Here is a 20,474-nt window from a genome sequence, read left to right on the forward strand (position 1 = left end):
AAATATAAAAAAGCCCGTTAATTTATTAACGGGCTTTTTTATGTCTGATTGTTTGTACATGGTTTTTATGGTTTAACGTAAGGCAGCATAAGCAGAATTGGTATAACTGGCATTATTACTACTGGTGCCATAACTGACATTTTTTAGACCACCGTTCGTATTACTAGTTTGGTTACTGGCGCTCATGCTCGCACCAGACAGCCCTGAGTCATTTTTATATAAGCTATGGTAGCGGCTCATCACTTTTTTAACATAGTTCTGTGTTTCTTTAAAAGGAGGGATGCCACCGTATTTATCGACGTTTCCTTCACCCGCATTATAGCCTGCGACTGCATACTCAATTCTATTGTCAAAACGGCGCATGAGCCAAGCGATATATTTGGCTGAGCCTTCAATGTTATCAGCAGGGTTCCAAGGGTTGTTCACTTTGAAACGGCGAGCTGTCGCTGGCATAAGCTGCATCAGACCTTGGGCACCGACTGGTGAACGCGCGTTTGGATTAAAAGCTGATTCTGTATGCATCATTGCTTTCATGAGGGCAGGGTCTACGCCATGACGTTGGGCAGAGTCACGAATATAGCTATCATAAGCGTTACGGGTGCCACTGTTACTAGCAGCGCTGCTACCGTAATTATTATTGCTGCTATAACCATTATTACTGCCATCATACAACTTAGAGCTTTTGTAGTAATTCACCTGAACTTTTTTGGTAAATTGATCAAAATTACCACTGGGATTGACGTTAGTCAGTAATACCTTTCCACTTTCATCCTTATAAATCGTTATGTTTCCTGCTTGAGCAACGATAGGTAGGCTAGAGAGGACGACGGTAGTAAGTAGAACAGGAGACAAGCAGCGAGTCACTAAGGTTGCAACGTTTATCATAGGGTTATCACTTTTTATCGAGTAATAGCAAATTACTTTGCCTATAGGCGCTTCGTTTTTCGCATTTAAGCGGTTATTGGGCTTGTCGGATTTTATAGCTATAAGGAATATAGCAACCTAGAAAAACCACGTTTAACTAGAAACCACTCGTAATATATACAAAAAATAATAGTTGTTTACTATAGCATACAATAACTTTTCATCGCATAGGATTGTCAAAATAAGATGTAAAAATAGAGGTTGTATCTTGGGATAACTTTAGAAAAATCAATATGCTATGATTTTTCAGTTTGTGTTTTAAGCAAGGAGGTCAGGATTTATATAGCTTTATACATATGAAAAATTGGCCATAAAAGACTGCTTAGATAATTTGAGCAAAGGATTTCTGAGCAAGAGACTTTTGAGAAAGAGACTTTTGAGAAAGAGACTATAATCATTTCACTATAAAGATGTTACTGCGTTAACCTCGCTTGAAATACTAAATATAGATCTACAGTCAGTTACCTTATACGACTTTTAAATTGAATCAATTGTATTTAAATACTGGAAAACAGTAAGGGCTGTCCTAAATAACTAGTTCAGCCCTATCATATTATTGAGGATTTAACTGATGAGTGCGCTGATAAAAATAGGTACCCAGATGGCTGTTACCAGACCGTTTACTGCCAACCCAAATGCAGCGTAACGTCCGGCAGTATGACTGATTTGCCAAGCCTCCACGGTACCAAAAGCATGAGCGGCTAAGCCAAGTGCTAGGCCTTTAGCACGGTCATCATCGATACCACGAAACAAAAATCGCGCTAAAGCCCCACCGATAAGCCCTGAGACAATGATAATTAAGTTCGCCATGGCAAGTGGTGCTTTAATCAAATCGGCGACACTCAGACCAATCGGTGTGGTCACTGAACGTGTCGCAAAAGCGAGTATGGTGTCGTGACTTAACGAAAACAGATATGCCAATGACATGGGTAATAATGCACCCACAAGACTCGCAATAGTGACGATTAACATGAGCTTTTTGACTGGTAACCCTTTAAAGCTCATCGCTGCCAAAGGCACTGCCAATAATACGGTGACATACCCTAACAGACGATCAAATACCGGCTTTGCCGCACTATAGTAATCATTGTAATCCCATTGCAAAAGGAACAAGAATAAAAGAACAAGTGCTAACGCGGTAATCACCATTGGCAACCATGAAATCTTACGTGCCAGCAATCGAGCAATGACATGCGCCGCCAAGGTTAATACGATGGCTGCTAGGGTCGTCACAAATACACTGTCAAAACTCATACCTTTTCCTTGTTCATATTGCTCACAGCTATTATTTGTGCTCTTCAACAGAGGTAGGGTTAGTACCAACATTGTCGTTTAGCCAGCGATTGGAAAGAATCGCCAAGCCCCACAGTGGAATCAGCACACTGATAATCATCGTAGCCATCACGCCCCATAGCTCATCACCTAAGGCAAAGAGTAGCAATCCTGCACCAGCAGAGACGGGCAAAAAAGCAAAGCCACTATCGACCAATAGGGTATTACTGGCTTGCGTTAGCCAGCTTGGCAAACCTTTGAGCAATCGCCAGGACATCAAGATACAAAACATAGCGACCAGCCCGACAATATTGGCGGCTTTTTCGATGCCTGCCCATTGGCAGAGGATAACGGCTGATTCACGAACAAGAATAACTAGCGCCAAAGTCAAGATTACGGCGAGCCATAGAGGCATACTAGATAAGTGAGTAGATTTCATAAGAAATGCTGGCCAAGTCAGAGATAAATAGAATAAACGCAAAGTCAGTATAGGTAATAATGCCTTGTTAAGCGTGTCCTATGTCTCAATGTTTGTTGAATGTATAACAGGCGATTATATACAGAGTAGACAAACTAATAAAGTCTATAAGGTAATACCGTGCTTTGTTGTTTGGACTAGATATCAATTATCATGATACATAGCCCATAAAAAAGGATGATATCGATTGATATCATCCTTTCATTTAGAGCAACGTGATTCCAAATGGTTCCAAGAAACCCACTATTTCTAAAGGTCGATTATTTTCATAAGCCATTAGGTCTAAAAACTCAGACATTTAACTCTATGAGTCAGGATGCTGTTTTTCTATGACCGACGATGTTTCTAGACTTTCTGCTTCAGTATTCAGCGCATCAAATTCGTCAAACGCTTTTTCTTCTGCTTCAGTCATTGTCTGCTCTTCAACCTCATCAGGCTGCTCAAACTCTTCAAGTACAGGCATCAGTAGCGTTGCTTGGGCAAGCGGCAGTACATCTACTGGATCTAGATCCGCTTGACCAAGGAGTTGTCTCAATCTATCGCTTGGCAAGCGAATCGTTAAGCATTCGTGACCACTGTCATCATAGCTTTCTTCTTGGATAACACCGAGCTCGTACAAAGCGTTTTTTAATTGCCCCGCATGATAAGGGAGTGTCAAATCAAAAGTGGTTAGTGTACCTGTGAGTAATTGCTGCACGGCTAATGATAATTCTTCCATGCCCAAGTTCTCTCTAGAAGACACATAGACGCGGTTAGGTTCACCTTCACTGGCATAGCCGATACGTGCAGGCTCATCGGTTAAATCGATTTTGTTGTAGACATTGAGAACTGGCACATCATTATCGATTTCAGCCAGTACGTCTTTAACCGCTTGAATTTGCTCATGCATGTCTTCGCTAGAGGAATCGATGACATGTAATAATAAGTCTGCCTCTAATGTCTCTTCTAGTGTCGCATGGAACGACTCAACCAACTCATGTGGTAAATGACGAACAAAACCTACTGTATCGACCAGTACCACACGTCCCACACCTTGCCAATCTAAGCGGCGTAGCGTCGGGTCAAGTGTTGCAAACAATTTATCAGCAGCATAGATGTTTTCATCGACCAAACGATTAAACAAAGTGGACTTGCCAGCATTGGTATAACCAACGAGTGAAATAGTTGGCACATCTGATTTTTGACGGCGGGCTCGACCTTGCGCACGTGTCTGTCTAACTTTCTCAATTCTACTTTTAAGCTGCATGACGCGCACTTGTAGCAGGCGACGATCGGTCTCAAGCTGAGTCTCACCTGGTCCACGCAGACCGATACCACCTTTTTGACGTTCTAAATGCGTCCAACCACGGACCAAACGCGTCGATAAATGATTAAGCTGTGCCAACTCAACTTGTAGCTTGCCCTCATAGGTGCGGGCACGCTGAGCAAAAATATCCAAAATCAGACCAGTACGGTCTAACACGCGGCACTTCACCAACGCTTCGATATTACGCTCTTGTGAGGGCGATAAACTGTGGTTAAAAAGCACGATATCGGCATCATGCTCGCGTACCATTTCTGCTATCTCTTCTGCTTTACCGCTACCAACAAAATATCTGGCGTCGGGACGTGCACGTGAGCCTGTGACCAGTGCCAAGCGATCTGCGCCGGCTGAGTCTGCTAATAGCTCAAATTCACCCAGATCGTCAGGATCCTGAATTTGGCGGATGTCTAAATGTACTATAATGGCGCGTTCGCCACCTTCATGTCTTTCAAAATAATCCAAAGAGTGTCACCTATTTAATAAAGTAGATATATCGCTATTATCAATTTAATAAACGTTTTAACAAACGTCGAAATAGCTTTTGTATGACCTTCTATATGTGGTCTTATCACTTGATGTTAAAGCGTATTAGCCTAAATATCGATGCTTTTATGTTACAAGGTTGGTAATTAGGCCTCTTTTATTGAATATATGCGTACTATAGCCAATCCTCTATAAACTGGATACGGTGTCAGTTTCGCTTAGTCTACTATTTGTAGCACTTTCACTTGGCTTGCTTGTATCCAAATTATATTGAATCGACTATACCATCAATTCGTTTAGTGGACTTTTAATCATGCTGAGATATTTAATGTGGGTAGCATCAAGGTGAGGGAAAGATGATGAGTGTCCAATGCTAACAAAAGGCATCCATAACTCAGTGAACAAATCATCACTGAGTTCATAAATTTTGTTATACTCACTGCGTTTATTTAAGATATACAATCATACGTTTTTAACCACGAGGGATACAGATGAGCCAATCTAAGTCAGGCTTTTCACTCAGACAGCAGTTCGGTCGCGGTAAACAAATCGCTGGCATGACTACCACTATTGCTGGTGGACTACGCGCAGCTCAACGTATCGGTGCTTTCAAACAGCCACCACGCGAAACACTACCACGCTATATTCAGGCCTTTTGCCGTAAGATGGCAGGCTCTTTCGGTGTAAAAGTCATTGCAGTCGAGCGAGTAGAGCAGCACCATGGTCTGTGGGTATCTAACCATGTGTCATGGATGGATATTCCTGTGGTAGGCACTTTGAGCCCAGCCTTTTTCTTATCCAAAGCAGAAATCGGTGATTGGCCAGTATTTGGTAAATTGGCTCATGCAGCAGGTACGGTGTTTATTGAACGTGGATCCGGTGATGCAGGCACGGTCGCGATGCAGATTGCCAATTTCCTAAGTAAGGGGTTTTCGGTTATCTTTTTTCCAGAGGCAACCACTACCGATGGCAAAAAAATCAAGCGCATCCATGGCACCTTGCTACAAGCTGCGATAGATGCTGATGTTCCTGTGCGTCCTCTCGTGATTGCTTATGTTAATAAGGACGGCACATTGAGTGAAGAGCTGCCTTATTATGGCAAGCTGACGATGAAAGATAGCCTGAAAAAGGTACTGGATAGTAAGGATGTGACGGCTTACGTATTGCCACTTGAGCCAATAGATCCTAAAGGCTTAAATAAGAGTGAGATTACCAATATATTGCAAGCACGTATGCAAGAAGGATTGGCTGAATTGCATTCGAGAGTGCTGACAAAAGCCTCTCAAGAAAAGCTGGTTCAAGAAAAAACATCTAAAGCATAAGTTTTCTTAAGTATCAGGCTTGCTTGAATTGATAAGTAAGCAAAAATAAAAAAGGCGCAAATCGCAGTGATAATTCTCGCGATTTGCGCCTTTTCTTTTAAATAGCTATGAGCCAGACTGAGTTAAGGTGACGGATTAGGATGCTGAGTATGTACTGCCTCAATCGCTTCTAACACATCTGCGCTTAGGGTCAAATTAACACTGTCGATGTTAGATTTAAGCTGCTCGAGCGTGGTTGCCCCAATGATATTACTGGTGACAAACGAGCGTGAGTTAACGAAAGCCAATGCCATTTGTGCCATATCCAATCCTGCATCAGCGGCAATCTTGGCATATTGAACGGTGGCTGATATTGCCTCTTCATTGGTATAGCGGGCAAAGCGATCATACATAGTAAGGCGCGCACCTGTTGGGCGTTTGCCGTCCAGATATTTACCAGATAAGACACCAAAGCCGAGTGGAGAGTAGGCGAGCAAGCCAACATTCTCACGATGAGCAATCTCCGCCATGTTTATTTCATACAAGCGGTTTAACAAACTATAAGGGTTTTGCACAGTAAGAGGTGGTATTAAACCATTTTTATCCGCTTCCCAAAGATAGCGCATGAGTCCCCATGCAGTATCGTTCGATAGACCATAAGCACGAATGCGGCCTTTTTTAATCTCATCGTTCAATGCTTGAATGGTCTCTAAAAAAGGCGTCAAATCATCTAGCGGTTGCGATGCCATCTCTTCAGTATAACCAAGCTGACTAAAAAAGTTCGTTTGGCGTTCAGGCCAATGCAGTTGATAAATATCAATATAGTCTGTTTGCAGACGTTTAAGATTGTCATCAATAGCGCCACTGATTTGCTCAGCGTTAAAACGTGTTTGCCCATCACGCAAAAATCCCATAGGAGATATTTTGCTGGCAAGAACGACTTTGTCACGTTGTTTGGTTTTATTAAACCAAGTGCCCATGAAGCGTTCAGTGTCGCCTTGCTTGTCTTTATCCGGTGGTGATGGATACATCTCAGCAGTATCCCAAAAGTTTACACCTTCACTCAATGCCATGTCCATTTGCTCATGCGCTTCGGACTCAGTGTTTTGCTGTCCCCATGTCATCGTACCCAGACAAATTTTAGAAACATCTTCATCGATTTGTGGCAGTTTTTGATATTGCATGTTGTGTCCTTATTATTGTATTAGATGAGTTTTATGCCAGTCACACCAGGTGGTGTCACTTTAAATATTTTTACTTTAAACAGCAGCGATTGCCCGGCAAGTGGGTGATTGAAGTCCACTTCGACTTGGTCGTCATCGATGGCACTAATCGTACCAGGCAAGGTGTTTTTGCCTTTGTCTTCAAACTCCACCATCATGCCAATCTCAGGATTGTCAGCGATCAGTGCAAATTGGGTACGGCTGAAATGCTGAATGTTATCAGGATTCCAATCGCTAAACGCTTGCTCTGGCTCAAGATGAGCGGAGCGCGTATCACCAGCACGTAAATTCATTAGAACTTGTTCAAAGCCTGGTAACAAGCTCTCATCACCAATGGTCAAAGTCACAGGGGCGTCGCGGCTAAAAGTAGAGTCAATCACCGTACCGTTTTCTAGTGATACTTGAAAATGTAGCTTTACAAGACTGCCGTGAGTGATACGGGTGTCTTCATTGGGATTGATAAATTGTGAGTCGGTCATAGTCAGAGGCCATTCGTTGCGAAATTGGAATATTAAATCAAAAAATAATATGAGAAATGATAAGTCATCTGACAGTGTATGTAAGCGTAAAAAGTGTAACGCAAATAGTGTACTATAGTTGGTTCAAGACAGCTTAGATATGAGGAGGGCGAGTGAAAGGACTATAACGCATAGGCTGAGCAAGCATGAAAGCGTATCTGATTTATATGAGATTGACTACGTATTTAGTGAATTTAAGAGAGAGCGGGCATATCGATGGCTAGTAAACAGCAGGGGCAAGTTAAAAAGTGGCAAGACGATAAAGGTTTTGGGTTTATTGAAACGAAGAATGGTGACTCAATATTCTTTCATATCAAGGAGTTTAAGGCGCATCGTCGTCCTAATGTCGGTGAGCAAGTGGTTTTTACACTCGGTCAAGACAATCAAGGACGTATGCGAGCAAAGGATGTGCAAGAACTCAGCTTTGTACAACGTCAAAAAGCACAAAAAATCCGTCAGAGTAATCATAAGCATAGTACTCAAGAAGACTTTGAAGCAGGAAAAAAGAAACGTTTGTTTCTTGGTTTCGGATTTTATGCGGTTTTGCTATTTCTAACAGTAATATATGAGATTAGCTGGCTAGTGGCAGGTTGGTATATAGTGCTAGGAGTTATCACTTATATGACGTATGCCAAAGATAAAGCCGCTGCCCAAAGTGGTGACTGGCGAACACCCGAATCAACGTTGCATCTGTTAAGTGTGCTTGGCGGTTGGGTGGGAGCAATGATTGCACAGACTTATCTACGTCATAAGTCACAAAAGCGCGAGTTTCGCATGACATATTATTTGACCGCAGTGATTAATTTTACAGCACTTTTATTTGTATTGAGGTATAGAGCACTATTACCTTTTTAATTTGTGAATCATCGCTTATTTAAATTTTATAATAGGTAACTATAATATCCACGTCGAAAAACCCCCATCATAGATCCTATGATGGGGGTTTTGTTTAGGCTGCTAAATATGAGTAGATATTAGCTAGTACGCTTCTTTTCCAAGAACAGCATATCAATGACAATCATCGCCACGCCAATACTGATACCCATATCTGCGATATTGAAGATAGGGTAATGCCAGACATCGGCATTATGCACATGTATAAAGTCAATGACATGACCATGTAGCAGTCGGTCAATGAGGTTGCCAACGGCACCGCCAAGCACCAATGCCAGCCCTAATGATAATAGCGTGGCTTTGCGCGGAGCCTTAATCAGATACACGATTAAAAATAGTGACGTTACCAATGCTAAGCCTGAAAAAAACCACTTTTGCCAACCACCAGCATCGGCCAAAAAGCTAAAAGCAGCGCCATAGTTATATGCCAATGTCCAATTAAGGAACGGCTCAATTACAGGCACTGGCTCATGAAAAGTCAGCTTGGTTTCAGCTAACCATTTCGTCCACTGATCGATGATAACCACGACCAATGACAGTAAATACCACGTAAAGGCGCGACTGCCATTAGCGAGAACTTTTGGTGTTTTCGTTAGGCGACCTTTCGGCGTTGATGAATTCCCTATCGTCGCATGAGCAGGCTCAGGTGAGCCATCGCTCTGAGTATGCACCTGCTTTTGCTCTAATGGGTCTGTTGAGTTAGGCATAATGACGCACCTCGCCATCACCGCTGACGTTAGTCACACAGCGTGCGCATAACTCAGGGTGTGCGCTATCTGTGCCGATGTCATCACGGATATGCCAACAGCGTACGCATTTGGTACCAGCAGCGGCACTAATATCTACCACCAAATCTGTAGCTTCTTCTGCACTGCCCTCGGTTTGACTTTCTGCATTTACTTTTCCAGCAGGTGCATCGCTCATTGGTTTTAAGGTGGCACTACTGGTAATGAGTACAAAGCGCAGCTCTTCACCAAGCTTGGCTAAGCTTTCATGCATCGCACCATCAGCATATAAGTTCACATCAGCTGATAGGTTGGCATTGATGATTTTCTCACCACGTGCGGTTTCGATGTTTTTATTCACCATATCTTTAGCGCGCATGATACGTTGCCAGTCATCATTGCTAATAGCACTTAGCTCAAGAGCTGGGAACTCGTACCAGCCTTCGGTAAACACATAGCCAGCTTCATTTCCATTTTTACCTTCCAACACTTCCCACGCTTCTTGGGCAGTAAATGACAAGATTGGCGTAATCCAGCGAATAAGCGCTTGAACGATATGGTAGATAGCCGTTTGCGCAGAGCGGCGCGGCTGACCATCAGTCTGTGTCGTATATTGACGGTCTTTAATAATGTCTAAGTAGAAGCTACCCAAATCTTGCGAGCAAAACGCGGTGATATGTTGAGTGACTTGGTGAAAGTCCATCGCATCATAAGCGCTGATGATTTGTGCTTGTACTGTCTGTGCACGCTCGATGATGAATTTATCAAGGCTTACTAGCTCATTGATATCAACACTGTTGGTCGCCGGATCAAAGTCATCGGTATTGGCAAGCAAGAAACGTAGGGTATTACGGATACGGCGATACATATCGATCGCACCTTTAAATACCGTTTTACCGGCGCTCATCTCATAACGATAGTCGCTAGAAGCAATCCACAAACGCAACATATCAGCGCCTGTTTTATTGATCTCTTCTTGCGGGGTGATGATGTTTCCGAGTGACTTACTCATCTTGCGACCGTTTTCATCGACCACAAAACCATGGGTTAATACTTGCTTGAACGGTGGACGCTCGTACATGGCTTCTGAGGTTAGTAATGACGTCTGGAACCAACCACGATGTTGATCAGAGCCTTCTAAGTACATGTCAGCTGGATTGGTCAATTCATCACGCTGATCAAGTACCGCAAAATGCGTCGTTCCTGAGTCAAACCAAACGTCCAAGGTATCAGTCGCTTTGTCATAGTCAGCCGCTTCTGCGCCTAAGAAATCTTCACAGCTCGCATCAAACCAAGCTTCAACGCCACCTTCATTGATTTTTTGTGCCGCGACTTCCATCAGCTCAAGCGTGTTTGGATGCAACTCGCCTGTTTCTTTGTGAGTAAAGAAAGTAATTGGCACGCCCCATGTACGCTGACGTGAGATACACCAATCTGGACGACCATTCATCATAGATTCGATGCGGTTCTGACCCCATGCTGGCGTCCAGTTGACTGAAGGAATGTCAGCAAGCGCACGATCACGTAGGCCTTTGGCTTCCATGCTGATAAACCATTGCGGTGTTGCACGGAAGATAATCGGTGACTTATGACGCCAGCAATGCGGATAGCTATGTTCAATTTTGGTGTGGCTGATTAAGTGACCATTGTCTTGTAAGGCGGCGATGATTTGTGGATTGGCTTTGTAGATATGCTCGCCAGCAAATACGGCTGCGCTTTCTAAATAAACACCAGTACCACTCACTGGATTTTCAACTGGCAAATTATATTTAAGACCGACGATATAATCGTCTAGACCATGGCCAGGCGCAGTATGCACCAGACCAGTACCACTGTCAGTGGTCACGTGATCACCTAAGATAAGCGGTACTTGGCGGTCTTCAATCAATGGATGCTGGGCACGTAGGCCTTCAAGATCACTGCCTGATACCGTCGCTAAGATGCCTTTATTTTCTAACTTAAGTTCTGCTACTGCCGTTTCGACCAGATCGGTCGCCAATAAAAAGTTGCCTTTTTCAGTCGCGACGACACTATAGTCGCTGTCAGGGCTGACGGCGATAGCTTGGTTAGCAGGCAACGTCCAAGGGGTCGTTGTCCAAATGATGGCGGCAATATTGTCTAAGTTAGCCAATGCAGCCACTTTGTCAGTATCGAGTACATCAAAGCTTACGTAAATGGCATCTGATACTTTATCTTGGTATTCGACTTCTGCTTCTGCAAGCGCAGAGCTACAGTCCAAGCACCAGTTAACGGGTTTCATACCGCGAGTGACGTGACCATTGTCATAGATTTTGGCAAGCGCACGTACGATATTGGCTTCTTGATGGAAGTTCATGGTCAGGTAAGGATTGTCCCAATCACCAAAGATACCCAAACGTTTGAAGTCAGTTTTTTGGAGCTCGATTTGGGTGCTCGCGTACTCACGGCACAGACCACGGAATTCTGTTGCTGAGACTTTTTTGCCGACTTTACCGACTTTGGCTTCGACCTTTTGTTCGATTGGTAGACCATGACAGTCCCAACCGGGTACGTAAGGCGCATCAAAGCCTGATAAGGTTTTTGACTTTACGATAATGTCTTTTAGCACTTTATTAACCGCATGACCTAAGTGAATCTGACCATTAGCGTATGGAGGGCCATCGTGCAAAATATATTTGGTTGCGCCAGTACGTGCCTGACGAATTTTACCGTAGACGTCATCTGCTTCCCAAGCTGCCAGCCAATCTGGCTCACGTTTGGCAAGGTTTGCACGCATCGCAAAAGGCGTGTCTGCGAGGTTTAGTGTGTCTTTGTAATCTTGGCTTGGTGTGTCGGTACTTTTATCAGTCATAGAAGGTATCTTTTTAAAGGTAGGTTTGTGTGTCGGTTCAAAACCGGATACAAGGCTCAATGTTCAATATAATACTGGGATTTATGCTGAGTTATTACTGCTTAATTGCTAATATAATAATAGGTATATTGCTCATCATAGTCGGTTTATCAACCATCATGTCAATAAATAACCATTGTCGCTCATTAGTCCGCAAATAGTGACGTCAATAATAAATGGTAATGAGACGATTGCAACATAAAATGTGCTGGTAAAAATAATGAGAAAAAATATTTGGATCGGCAGCTATTATATGACAAAAAGGGTAGGGTAAAAAGAGCTGGTCCATTTCACTCTAACTTTAGCAAAAATCAATCATGCCTATCAGTCATATGTCTTCTATTAAATCATACGTATTAGAATATTGATTATCTATTTGTTACGATTACATGAACTGTTTACTTATTAATTAAACACTAAAAAATAGATGATAACCACAGCCGTAACTTTAATGACCAAAGCGGCTGAATCCCCGTTAGTCCTTGCGTCATCTCACCATCTTTTAGAATGACATAGGAGGGTGTGACTTGTCCTTGCCAATCATCAAAGATATAACCTTCTTGATCATTTACCGTTGTAAAGTTAAAGTCTTTTTCAGTCAGGTAACTTTGCAACTCTTGGTTAGAACCTGATTGAACAGCGATAGTAACGACAGGATAGTTATTTGCGGCGGCCAGCTTGTTTATCGTTGGAGAGGTGAAGCTACAGACTGAACACCACGTACCCCAAAAGTATACCAGTGTCGGCTGCTCATTACTCAGCGCGGCTAAATCAACCGCTTGCCCTTGATAGTCCATCAATTGCAACTGTGGATTAGCTGGCATGACAGGTTGTCGCCACCAGTTAACCGCTGTGTAAATCACAATAAACATCAGACCGTATAACAGCACCGTCTTAAATGCAGACATTACTTTTTGTCTGGTTGTTTTTGTAGGAGGGTGCTCTTTATTATCAATATCAGTCGTCATAATGGCTACTTGGCTATCCTACATGTTTTTAGTAGATAAAATAAACGGCTGAAATATCAGCCGTATTATTCACAAATTTGATTATATGATTGTTAATAGATGGATTATCTACCCACTTGATTAAGGCTTTTGCGCGCGGTCCTGTAATGGGTTGCCTATAAGTACGCTGCCTGAGTTTTCACGGCGTTCTTCATCAGTCAGTTTGCTGGCTGGAATTTTGGCTTTCTTTTTCCATTTTAGACTGAATAAGTCATCACGGCGGTCAATCAGGTTATGAACCGAGCCTTCGTTACGCACATGGGTTAGTTTGTCTAGGTTCAAATCAGAGAAAAACACCATTTCGGTATTGGCTGTAGTTTCTGCCATGATCGCATCGTGCGGGAATGCAAAATCTGATGGTGAAAAAATAGATGATTGAGCATACTGAATATCTAGACTTTCTACCTGCGGTAAGTTACCAACTGAACCACAAATCATCACATAGCATTCGTTTTCTATAGCGCGTGCTTGGGCACAATGACGCACACGTAAGTAGCCGTTTTTCGTATCTGTCCAAAAAGGCACAAACAAGATATCCATGTCATCAAGTGCTAAGAGACGAGCAAGTTCGGGGAATTCAACATCATAACAAACCAAGATGCCAATGCGGCCAGCATCTGTATCGAACACCTTAACTTCATCACCGCCTTCGATGACCCAAGCGCTGCGCTCATGTGGCGTGATATGGATTTTGCGCTGTTCTTCAACCGTACCATCACGGCGGCACAGGTAGCTGACGTTATACAAGGTATCGTCTTCATCTAGTAACGGCATAGAACCACAGATGACGTTTACGTTGTAGCTGACCGCTAGATGCGATATCTCGTTTTTGAACCACTCGGTATACTCTGCCAAAAAGCGAATGGCGATGTTCTGATCTGTTGACTCGCATAATCCCATTAATGGCGCATTGAAAAACTCTGGCAAGCAGGCAAAATCTGAGTTGTAATCAGCCATAATATCGACGAAGAATTCAACTTGTTGTAATAACTCTTCTGGTGACTCTACTTCGCGCATCTGCCACTGGATACCACCGATACGTACTTCAGATTTACGTGTATTTGGCTTGTAGTCCTTTGGCTCATAATAAATATTGGCCCACTCAAGCAGGGTGGCAAAACCTTTAGACTGAGCATCATCTGGCAGATAAGCAGTCAAGATACGTTTGACAATAAAGCCGTTTGACAATTGGAATGACAGCGCAGAGTCATGGATTTCACGAGCAGCAACCGCATCGATATAGTCGCCAGGGGTGAGGTCTTGATGATTATGATAGTTAGGAATACGACCACCGGCTAAAATCGCACGGAAGTTCAGCTGACGACACAGCTCTTTGCGCGCATCATATAATCTACGTCCTAAGCGATAGCCACGATATTCTGGATCAATCAAGGCATCTAGACCATAGATTGCATCACCTTCTGGGTTGTCTCTAATAATCTCTTTTTGACCAATCAAATCGTCATAAGTATGTGGGTTAGAGAACTTGGCATAGTCCACGCGCATAGAGAGAACGATACCGATCAGCTGATCATGATCAAACATTGCAATCTGCCCTTCAGGAAAGGCATCAATCAAAGTATGGATAGTGGTTTTTGACCATGCGCCGCCTAAGTTGACATAAACACGGTCCATCAATTCTTTTAATTGAGGATAATCTTTTTTCTTGATCTCAGCAATCGTTAGGTGAAGGTCATCTAGTTTTTCTATCTTGCTCATAATGTTCCTGTTTTGAATATTTATGGGTATTAGTCATAGCTAATAGGGCAGCGTAAATTCTGTATTAATCTGATACGTAGTCAGTCTGGCCGAGTGTGCTATTTGTCATATTTTAACTCGCCTTACTTGTATATGGATTATCTTAATCGAGTTTAGCAGTCACGTTGGCAAGTTTTTATATAAAAAAGTGATAAAAACATTCCAATCGCAAAACATTACCGTTACAATAATTTATCATTGTATTTACAATAAGTTATGAGTGTATTTTATCTTATTTTGCCTGTTAAATTCAGCGTCGCCAAAGTGGTTTTTAAAGGTAATATCGCTTAAAAATGATTGTTTGAAAATGAATATAGGAAGTCGCAAAATTTGTATGTGACTATCTTCACTATCGTTTATTACTATTTTCAAGCAAAGCGTATGAAGAAAACCTCATATGGATTTGACTAATGTCTTTTTTAGTAGCTTGATGTCGCTCGTTATCATAGCAAGCTACACCAGCAATGACAGTCTAACGTGGTAACTATTTGCTACGTTTTTGTGAGTCAGTATCTTTTTATTCGGGCATCGTTTTCTTTTGCTTGTTTTGTTTAGCCGTATTTAAACGGTTTTTTAGGATTGTTTTATTATGCCCTTAAGTCATACCGATATAGTCAGTACGTGGGACGAAATAGAAGACACAACGCTGGTCCAATTAGTTTATGTCAGTAGCCTGACGATTGCCTCACGCTTAAGCGCCTCTATATTTGACGAAGTAGAAAACCATGCACGTGACTATAATCAGCAGCATGGCATCACAGGTACGCTATGTTATGGTAGTGGCCACTTTTTGCAATGCATCGAAGGTGAGAAGGCTTACGTATATGCACTAAAGCAACGCATTTTTGCAGATAGCCGCCATAAAGATGTTGAGGTGCTGCTCTTGCAGACCATAGAACATCGTAGTTTTGCTGACTGGCGTATGCGTTTGCTGTTTTTGGAACGTTGGTTATGGTCACCAGCGACCAAAAATCAAGCCACGCAATTGTCACCGTATTTGCCATTTGCACCGCATGGTTGGTCTCCTGATCGTACTGAGCAATTTCTGCATATCATAAAAACCTTCGACAGTCCGCCGCATGTGAAAGCCGCAGGTATTACCTATAATGCACTGGGTAATATGTTTCGCCATATCGCCGCGCCGCATCAAGCCTTTTTGATTATTCAAGGGTTTTTAAGCGTATTGCTCGTGGTGGCACTGATACTACTATATCTATAAATTATCGCTTTTATAAGCCAAAAAAAGACGCTAACCTTCATGGATTAGCGTCTTTTTTATTGAGTGTAAGTTAAACGTTCAGCACTCACTCAGGCAGGAGGGTAAGCAGCTCATTACATATCAAAAATCTTACCGCGGTTCATGATATTGTTAGGATCAAAGACTTTTTTGACCTCTCGCAAATAATCAATCTCTGTCTCACTGCGGCTATAACTCAGATACGGTTTTTTCGTCATGCCCACGCCGTGCTCAGCAGACACCGAACCGCCATATTTTTGTACCGTCTCAAATACGTGTTTATTGACGATCTGACACTCTGCAAAGAAATCATCTTTGCTCATGTTTTCAGGCTTTAAGATGTTGAGATGTAAGTTGCCATCACCGATATGACCGAACCAACACACTTCAAAGTCAGGATAGTTACTGCTGACAATATGATCAATCTCAGTGATAAACTCAGGCACATGACTAATTAAGACAGACACGTCGTTTTTATAAGGGGTAAATACTGAAATAGTCTCAGAGATATACTCACGCAATTTCCACAGCTCTTCAGCTTGGGCTAAGCTTTGACTCATGACGCCATCGACGACCCAACCTTGCTCCATACAATGCTCAAATATTGCCATGGCCTTGTCCATAATTGGCTCATAAGGCGCTTCGAACTCTAGTAGCGTATAAAACTTGGTACGTGATTCAAATGGCTCTTGTACTTGACCGTGTGCCATTAGCTTGTCAATCGCGACATCATCAAAGAACTCAAACGCGGTCAAATCAATCTTCGCTTGAAATGCTGCCAGTACATTCATGACATCGTTAAAGCTATCCATGCCCAGCACCATGACGTTTAAGTCTTGCGGCTGACGCTCCAGCTTGATTTGCGCGTGGGTGACTAAACCTAGCGTGCCTTCGCTACCGATGAACAATTGGCGCAGATCATAACCCGTGGCATTTTTCACCATACCGCGGTTGAGGTGCAAGATATCACCTTTACCCGTGACGACAGTCAGTCCCATAATCCATTGACGGGTCATGCCATAACGGATGACTTTAATACCACCTGCATTCGTGCCGATATTGCCACCGATTTGACTTGAGCCTGCTGAGGCAAAGTCGACAGGGTAGTACAAGTCTTTAGACTCTGCGAATGCTTGCAACTGCTGAGTGATGACACCGGCTTCGACTTCAACTATTCGATCGGCCTGATAGAACTGTCCGATACGGTTCATCTTATCCATACTGACGACAATCTCACCATTAGCGGCGACTGCACCAGCTGATAGACCAGTACGGCCACCACTTGGTGTTAGGACGACATTGTGCTCATTGGCAAGTAGGACGATAGATTGCACTTGCTCGGTAGTTTTCGGAAAAACAATGGCGGCAGCAGCAGGCGCAAAATGCTTGGTCCAGTCTTTGCCCCAATGCTCTAAGCTCTCAGCATCGGTTTTGATTTGGCTGGCATCAAACTGATGAGTCTCAATCAGAGTGCTTAAAATAGTTTGGACAGCTGCGGTATGGGTTTCAGATGTGCTTTGGTTAGATAAAGAAGTCATGGTCAGATCTCGGTATAAACAAGCGCTATGTATAAAGGGGATTATTATATCGCTAAATTGATATAAACATACTTATCATAACTGTAGTGACTTACGCATTGTTGTGACAGCCGCACTTTTAGGTAAGTGTGTTTAGCTAAATAAGCGTTGGTGATTGTGGTGATTATAGAGCGATATGATGGCATGTGCATGCACAAGCGTAAATAGTATAGTAAAGAAACTATTTAATAAACATTGAAGGATATAATTCACTATAGCATAAAAAAAATTCAGGATAGATAATCAATAATTCATCTAATCTGCTAACATCGGCGTTGAATTTTGTGTAAGATATCTAGACTGTTTTCGTTTCATCCATCATAGATTATCGCGCAGATAATTTTATAAGACAATTATAGGACAGTTCCCACATGGCGTTATCACTACAAAAAGACAAAATCCGGTTTTTATTGCTTGAAGGTCTACATGCCAATGCTCTAAAAGTATTGGAAGGCGCTGGCTATCATAACATCGAAAATATCAGCCAAGCTTTAGATCAAGATGAGCTCATTGAAAAAATTAAAGATGCCCACTTCATTGGTATCCGTTCGCGTACTCAATTGACACGTGAAGTGCTTGAGCATGCACACAAGCTAATCGGTATTGGGTGCTTCTGTATCGGTACTAACCAAGTAGATTTGGAAGCAGCTCGTGACCTAGGTATCCCTGTCTTTAATGCGCCATACTCAAACACCCGCTCGGTGGCTGAACTGGTATTGGCCGAAGCTATTATGCTGTATCGTGGTATCCCTGAAAAGAACGCCACCGTACATCGTGGCGGCTGGGGCAAGTCTGCGACGAACTCACATGAAGTACGTGGTAAAACCATCGGTATCGTTGGTTACGGCTCTATCGGCTCACAGCTGTCTGTATTGGCAGAAAGCTTCGGTATGAAAGTCATTTATCATGATGCTGTGACCAAATTGCCACTAGGTAATGCCGTGCAAGTAAGTAACTTAGAAGAGTTATTGTCAACTGCCGACATCGTGACATTGCATGTACCTGATGTACCAAGCACGCGCTATATGATGAAAGCTGAGCAGTTCGCACAAATGAAAGAAGGCAGCTACTTCATCAATGCCGCACGCGGTACTTGCGTAGAGATTGATGACCTCGCTGCTGTGCTAGAGTCTGGTAAAGTATTGGGCGCGGCGATTGACGTGTTCCCGAAAGAGCCAAAATCTGCTGACGAAGAGTTCGAATCACCACTGCGTAAGTTTGACAATGTTATCTTGACGCCGCACATCGGTGGCTCAACGCAAGAAGCACAGGCTAATATTGGATTAGAAGTAGCGGATAAGTTTGTTCGATATTCTGATCAAGGTGATACGGCGACAGCTGTTAACTTCCCAGAAGTATCTGTTCCGTTCAAAGAAAACTCGCATCGTCTGCTGCATATCCACAAAAACGTACCGGGCGTATTGTCACAAATCAACCGTCTGTTCGCTGAAGCGCATATCAACATTCTAGCGCAGAGCTTAATGACGGAAGGTGATGTTGGTTATCTGGTGATGGATGTGGATTATAACGACTCAAGTGCTGCTTTAGACCAGCTAAAAGACGTAGAAGAAACGATCCGCGTACGTATCTTATTCTAGTATAGTCAACCCAATTTAAAAGAGTCACAGCGTTAACCTCGCTTGAAGTATTGCATATACATCTGCACTCGGTTGCTTTGTACCACTTTTAAATTGGAGCAACTATATCAGCGTTGATTGTTTCGATAAGCACTGATAATTTGTCATAAAAAAAGAGAGTGCTCATTTAATTGAGCACTCTCTTTTTTATTTAGCCAAGTAAGACTATTTATCTATTTTTGGCTTGATTTGCTGCATCAGCTAAACGTTGTGCTTCAACCTTAGCGGCTTTGCGTTTCTCTATCACATCTATCACGTCGCTACCGATATGCGCTTCACCACGTTTTTTGGCCAATTGCATTTGGTGTTCACGTTCACGAAAGCGCGCCTTTTGTTCTTCAGTTGCTTTGTCGATACAATGCGGGCATGACTCGCCTTTAATGTAAGCACTGCTTTGCATCTCTTCTTGAGTAATGGGCATGCGGCATGCGAAACATTGCTCGTAGCTGCCTTTTTCTAAGTTGTGATTGACCGATACACGGTTGTCAAAGACAAAGCAGTCACCTTCCCACATAGAGTCGCTAGCAGGTACTTCCTCTAAATATTTTAGGATGCCGCCTTCTAAGTGATAAACCTCTTCAAACCCTTGCTCACGCATATAGGCAGTGGATTTTTCGCAGCGAATACCACCTGTGCAAAACATAGCGACTTTTTTATGCTTAGCTGGATCCATCTCTTTTGCCACGTATTCTGGGAACTCACGGAAGGTCTCAGTATTCGGATTGACAGCATTTTTAAAGGTACCGATTTGCACTTCATAATCGTTACGGGTATCAATAAGAATGACATCAGGATCAGAGATTAGCGCATTCCAATCGCTTGGTTTTACATAGCGGCCGACTGATTGCAAAGGATCGATGTTTTCAACACCCATGGTAACGATTTCTTTTTTGAGCTTTACTTTGGTGCGATAGAATGGCTGCTCATTGGTATACGACTCTTTAAAAGTAAATGTACCAATCGCTTCGATACTACGCAGATATTCAAGAACATTATCGATACCTTGGCGCGTGCCAGAAATCGTACCGTTGATGCCTTCGCTTGCAATTAACAAAGTGCCTTTGACGTCGTTATCGAGCATGGTATTTAAGATCGGCTCACGATATTGCTCAAAATCACTAAAGCGCGTGAATTTATAGAGTGCTGCAACGACGATATTATTGGTCACGCTATCGTAAACGGGCACTGATTTGTTATCAGTTGTAGTAGGGCTGTGAGAGGTGCTATCTTGGGTATTACTACTTTGAGTGGTACTCATGTTTTTCTCC

16 protein-coding genes are annotated in these 20,474 nt (G+C 42.8%); 4 read left to right on the forward strand and 12 right to left on the reverse strand.

The genetic code is table 11. The features are described 5' to 3' along the window. Positions 1 to 72: 72 nt before the first annotated feature. From I6E84_RS02615 to hflX, 4 genes are all read right to left on the reverse strand, one after another. Positions 73 to 885, reverse strand: coding sequence for a lytic transglycosylase domain-containing protein (locus tag I6E84_RS02615; protein WP_197215900.1), 813 nt, complete (start codon positions 883 to 885; stop codon positions 73 to 75). A 603-nt stretch (positions 886 to 1,488) separates the two neighbouring features. Then, positions 1,489 to 2,178, reverse strand: a complete 690-nt coding sequence (locus I6E84_RS02620) for an LrgB family protein (RefSeq protein WP_110921721.1) — start codon at positions 2,176 to 2,178, stop codon at positions 1,489 to 1,491. 31 nt (positions 2,179 to 2,209) lie between these two features. Further along, positions 2,210 to 2,635 carry a CidA/LrgA family protein gene (locus tag I6E84_RS02625; protein WP_197215901.1) on the reverse strand — a complete coding sequence of 142 codons (426 nt, stop codon included), beginning with the start codon at positions 2,633 to 2,635 and terminating at the stop codon, positions 2,210 to 2,212. A 343-nt stretch (positions 2,636 to 2,978) separates the two neighbouring features. Beyond that, a complete protein-coding gene (gene hflX, locus I6E84_RS02630) occupies positions 2,979 to 4,439 on the reverse strand; it encodes a ribosome rescue GTPase HflX (RefSeq protein ID WP_197215902.1) in 1,461 nt (486 codons plus the stop codon). 512 nt (positions 4,440 to 4,951) lie between these two features. Between hflX and I6E84_RS02635 the strand changes: the two genes are divergently transcribed. Further along, positions 4,952 to 5,782: a lysophospholipid acyltransferase family protein gene (locus I6E84_RS02635; RefSeq protein ID WP_197215903.1), complete on the forward strand. Its 831-nt coding sequence runs from the start codon at positions 4,952 to 4,954 to the stop codon at positions 5,780 to 5,782. Positions 5,783 to 5,904: 122 nt separating this feature from the next. Here the strand turns inward: I6E84_RS02635 and I6E84_RS02640 are convergent, their stop codons facing one another. Then, the gene (locus I6E84_RS02640) at positions 5,905 to 6,945 is read right to left on the reverse strand and encodes an aldo/keto reductase (protein ID WP_197215904.1); all 1,041 of its coding nucleotides are present in this window, start codon (positions 6,943 to 6,945) and stop codon (positions 5,905 to 5,907) included. 20 nt (positions 6,946 to 6,965) lie between these two features. Continuing rightward, positions 6,966 to 7,463 (reverse strand): FKBP-type peptidyl-prolyl cis-trans isomerase, encoded by a 498-nt coding sequence (locus I6E84_RS02645; protein WP_197215906.1) that lies wholly within the window; start codon positions 7,461 to 7,463, stop codon positions 6,966 to 6,968. A gap of 255 nt (positions 7,464 to 7,718) precedes the next feature. Between I6E84_RS02645 and I6E84_RS02650 the strand changes: the two genes are divergently transcribed. Then, entirely contained in the window at positions 7,719 to 8,357 is a 639-nt protein-coding gene (locus I6E84_RS02650) for a DUF1294 domain-containing protein (RefSeq protein ID WP_197215908.1), read from the forward strand. A gap of 119 nt (positions 8,358 to 8,476) precedes the next feature. Here I6E84_RS02650 and lspA read toward each other — a convergent pair whose 3' ends face one another. From lspA to I6E84_RS02670, 4 genes are all read right to left on the reverse strand, one after another. Continuing rightward, positions 8,477 to 9,103, reverse strand: coding sequence for a signal peptidase II (lspA, locus tag I6E84_RS02655; RefSeq protein ID WP_197215910.1), 627 nt, complete (start codon positions 9,101 to 9,103; stop codon positions 8,477 to 8,479). After that, positions 9,096 to 11,951, reverse strand: a complete 2,856-nt coding sequence (ileS, locus tag I6E84_RS02660; RefSeq protein ID WP_197215912.1) for an isoleucine--tRNA ligase — start codon at positions 11,949 to 11,951, stop codon at positions 9,096 to 9,098. The genes lspA and ileS overlap by 8 nt, the downstream gene beginning before the upstream one ends. Positions 11,952 to 12,406: 455 nt before the next feature. Further along, positions 12,407 to 12,958: a protein disulfide oxidoreductase gene (locus I6E84_RS02665; protein ID WP_197099866.1), complete on the reverse strand. Its 552-nt coding sequence runs from the start codon at positions 12,956 to 12,958 to the stop codon at positions 12,407 to 12,409. Between the two features lie 120 nt (positions 12,959 to 13,078). Beyond that, entirely contained in the window at positions 13,079 to 14,716 is a 1,638-nt protein-coding gene (locus I6E84_RS02670) for a carbon-nitrogen hydrolase family protein (RefSeq protein ID WP_110921712.1), read from the reverse strand. 628 nt (positions 14,717 to 15,344) lie between these two features. On the opposite strand from I6E84_RS02670, the gene I6E84_RS02675 reads away from it, so the two are divergent. Continuing rightward, on the forward strand, positions 15,345 to 15,974 hold the full coding sequence (locus tag I6E84_RS02675; RefSeq protein WP_197215914.1) for a BLUF domain-containing protein: 630 nt from the start codon (positions 15,345 to 15,347) through the stop codon (positions 15,972 to 15,974). 113 nt (positions 15,975 to 16,087) lie between these two features. On the opposite strand, the gene I6E84_RS02680 is transcribed toward I6E84_RS02675, so the two are convergent. Further along, the gene (locus tag I6E84_RS02680; RefSeq protein ID WP_197215917.1) at positions 16,088 to 17,530 is read right to left on the reverse strand and encodes an FAD-binding oxidoreductase; all 1,443 of its coding nucleotides are present in this window, start codon (positions 17,528 to 17,530) and stop codon (positions 16,088 to 16,090) included. 410 nt (positions 17,531 to 17,940) lie between these two features. Here I6E84_RS02680 and serA point away from each other — a divergent pair, with 410 nt between their 5' ends. Continuing rightward, positions 17,941 to 19,167: a phosphoglycerate dehydrogenase gene (serA, locus tag I6E84_RS02685; protein ID WP_197215919.1), complete on the forward strand. Its 1,227-nt coding sequence runs from the start codon at positions 17,941 to 17,943 to the stop codon at positions 19,165 to 19,167. 208 nt (positions 19,168 to 19,375) lie between these two features. Here the strand turns inward: serA and I6E84_RS02690 are convergent, their stop codons facing one another. Beyond that, positions 19,376 to 20,374, reverse strand: a complete 999-nt coding sequence (locus I6E84_RS02690; protein WP_320158619.1) for a rhodanese-related sulfurtransferase — start codon at positions 20,372 to 20,374, stop codon at positions 19,376 to 19,378. Positions 20,375 to 20,474 lie beyond the last annotated feature (100 nt).

This window comes from Psychrobacter sp. SCQQ22 (assembly GCF_015864605.1).
GTDB lineage: Bacteria > Pseudomonadota > Gammaproteobacteria > Pseudomonadales > Moraxellaceae > Psychrobacter > Psychrobacter fozii.

What these genes read in the sequence shown, in the direction of transcription:
- I6E84_RS02635 (WP_197215903.1), top strand. Translation starts at nt 4,952, where the DNA reads ATGAGCCAATCTAAGTCAGGCTTTTCACTCAGACAGCAGTTCGGTCGC.
- I6E84_RS02650 (WP_197215908.1), top strand. Translation starts at nt 7,719, where the DNA reads ATGGCTAGTAAACAGCAGGGGCAAGTTAAAAAGTGGCAAGACGATAAA.
- I6E84_RS02640 (WP_197215904.1), bottom strand. Translation starts at nt 6,945, where the DNA reads ATGCAATATCAAAAACTGCCACAAATCGATGAAGATGTTTCTAAAATT.
- I6E84_RS02625 (WP_197215901.1), bottom strand. Translation starts at nt 2,635, where the DNA reads ATGAAATCTACTCACTTATCTAGTATGCCTCTATGGCTCGCCGTAATC.
- I6E84_RS02645 (WP_197215906.1), bottom strand. Translation starts at nt 7,463, where the DNA reads ATGACCGACTCACAATTTATCAATCCCAATGAAGACACCCGTATCACT.
- ileS (WP_197215912.1), bottom strand. Translation starts at nt 11,951, where the DNA reads ATGACTGATAAAAGTACCGACACACCAAGCCAAGATTACAAAGACACA.
- lspA (WP_197215910.1), bottom strand. Translation starts at nt 9,103, where the DNA reads ATGCCTAACTCAACAGACCCATTAGAGCAAAAGCAGGTGCATACTCAG.
- I6E84_RS02620 (WP_110921721.1), bottom strand. Translation starts at nt 2,178, where the DNA reads ATGAGTTTTGACAGTGTATTTGTGACGACCCTAGCAGCCATCGTATTA.
- I6E84_RS02675 (WP_197215914.1), top strand. Translation starts at nt 15,345, where the DNA reads ATGCCCTTAAGTCATACCGATATAGTCAGTACGTGGGACGAAATAGAA.
- I6E84_RS02680 (WP_197215917.1), bottom strand. Translation starts at nt 17,530, where the DNA reads ATGACTTCTTTATCTAACCAAAGCACATCTGAAACCCATACCGCAGCT.
- I6E84_RS02670 (WP_110921712.1), bottom strand. Translation starts at nt 14,716, where the DNA reads ATGAGCAAGATAGAAAAACTAGATGACCTTCACCTAACGATTGCTGAG.
- I6E84_RS02615 (WP_197215900.1), bottom strand. Translation starts at nt 885, where the DNA reads ATGATAAACGTTGCAACCTTAGTGACTCGCTGCTTGTCTCCTGTTCTA.
- serA (WP_197215919.1), top strand. Translation starts at nt 17,941, where the DNA reads ATGGCGTTATCACTACAAAAAGACAAAATCCGGTTTTTATTGCTTGAA.
- I6E84_RS02665 (WP_197099866.1), bottom strand. Translation starts at nt 12,958, where the DNA reads ATGACGACTGATATTGATAATAAAGAGCACCCTCCTACAAAAACAACC.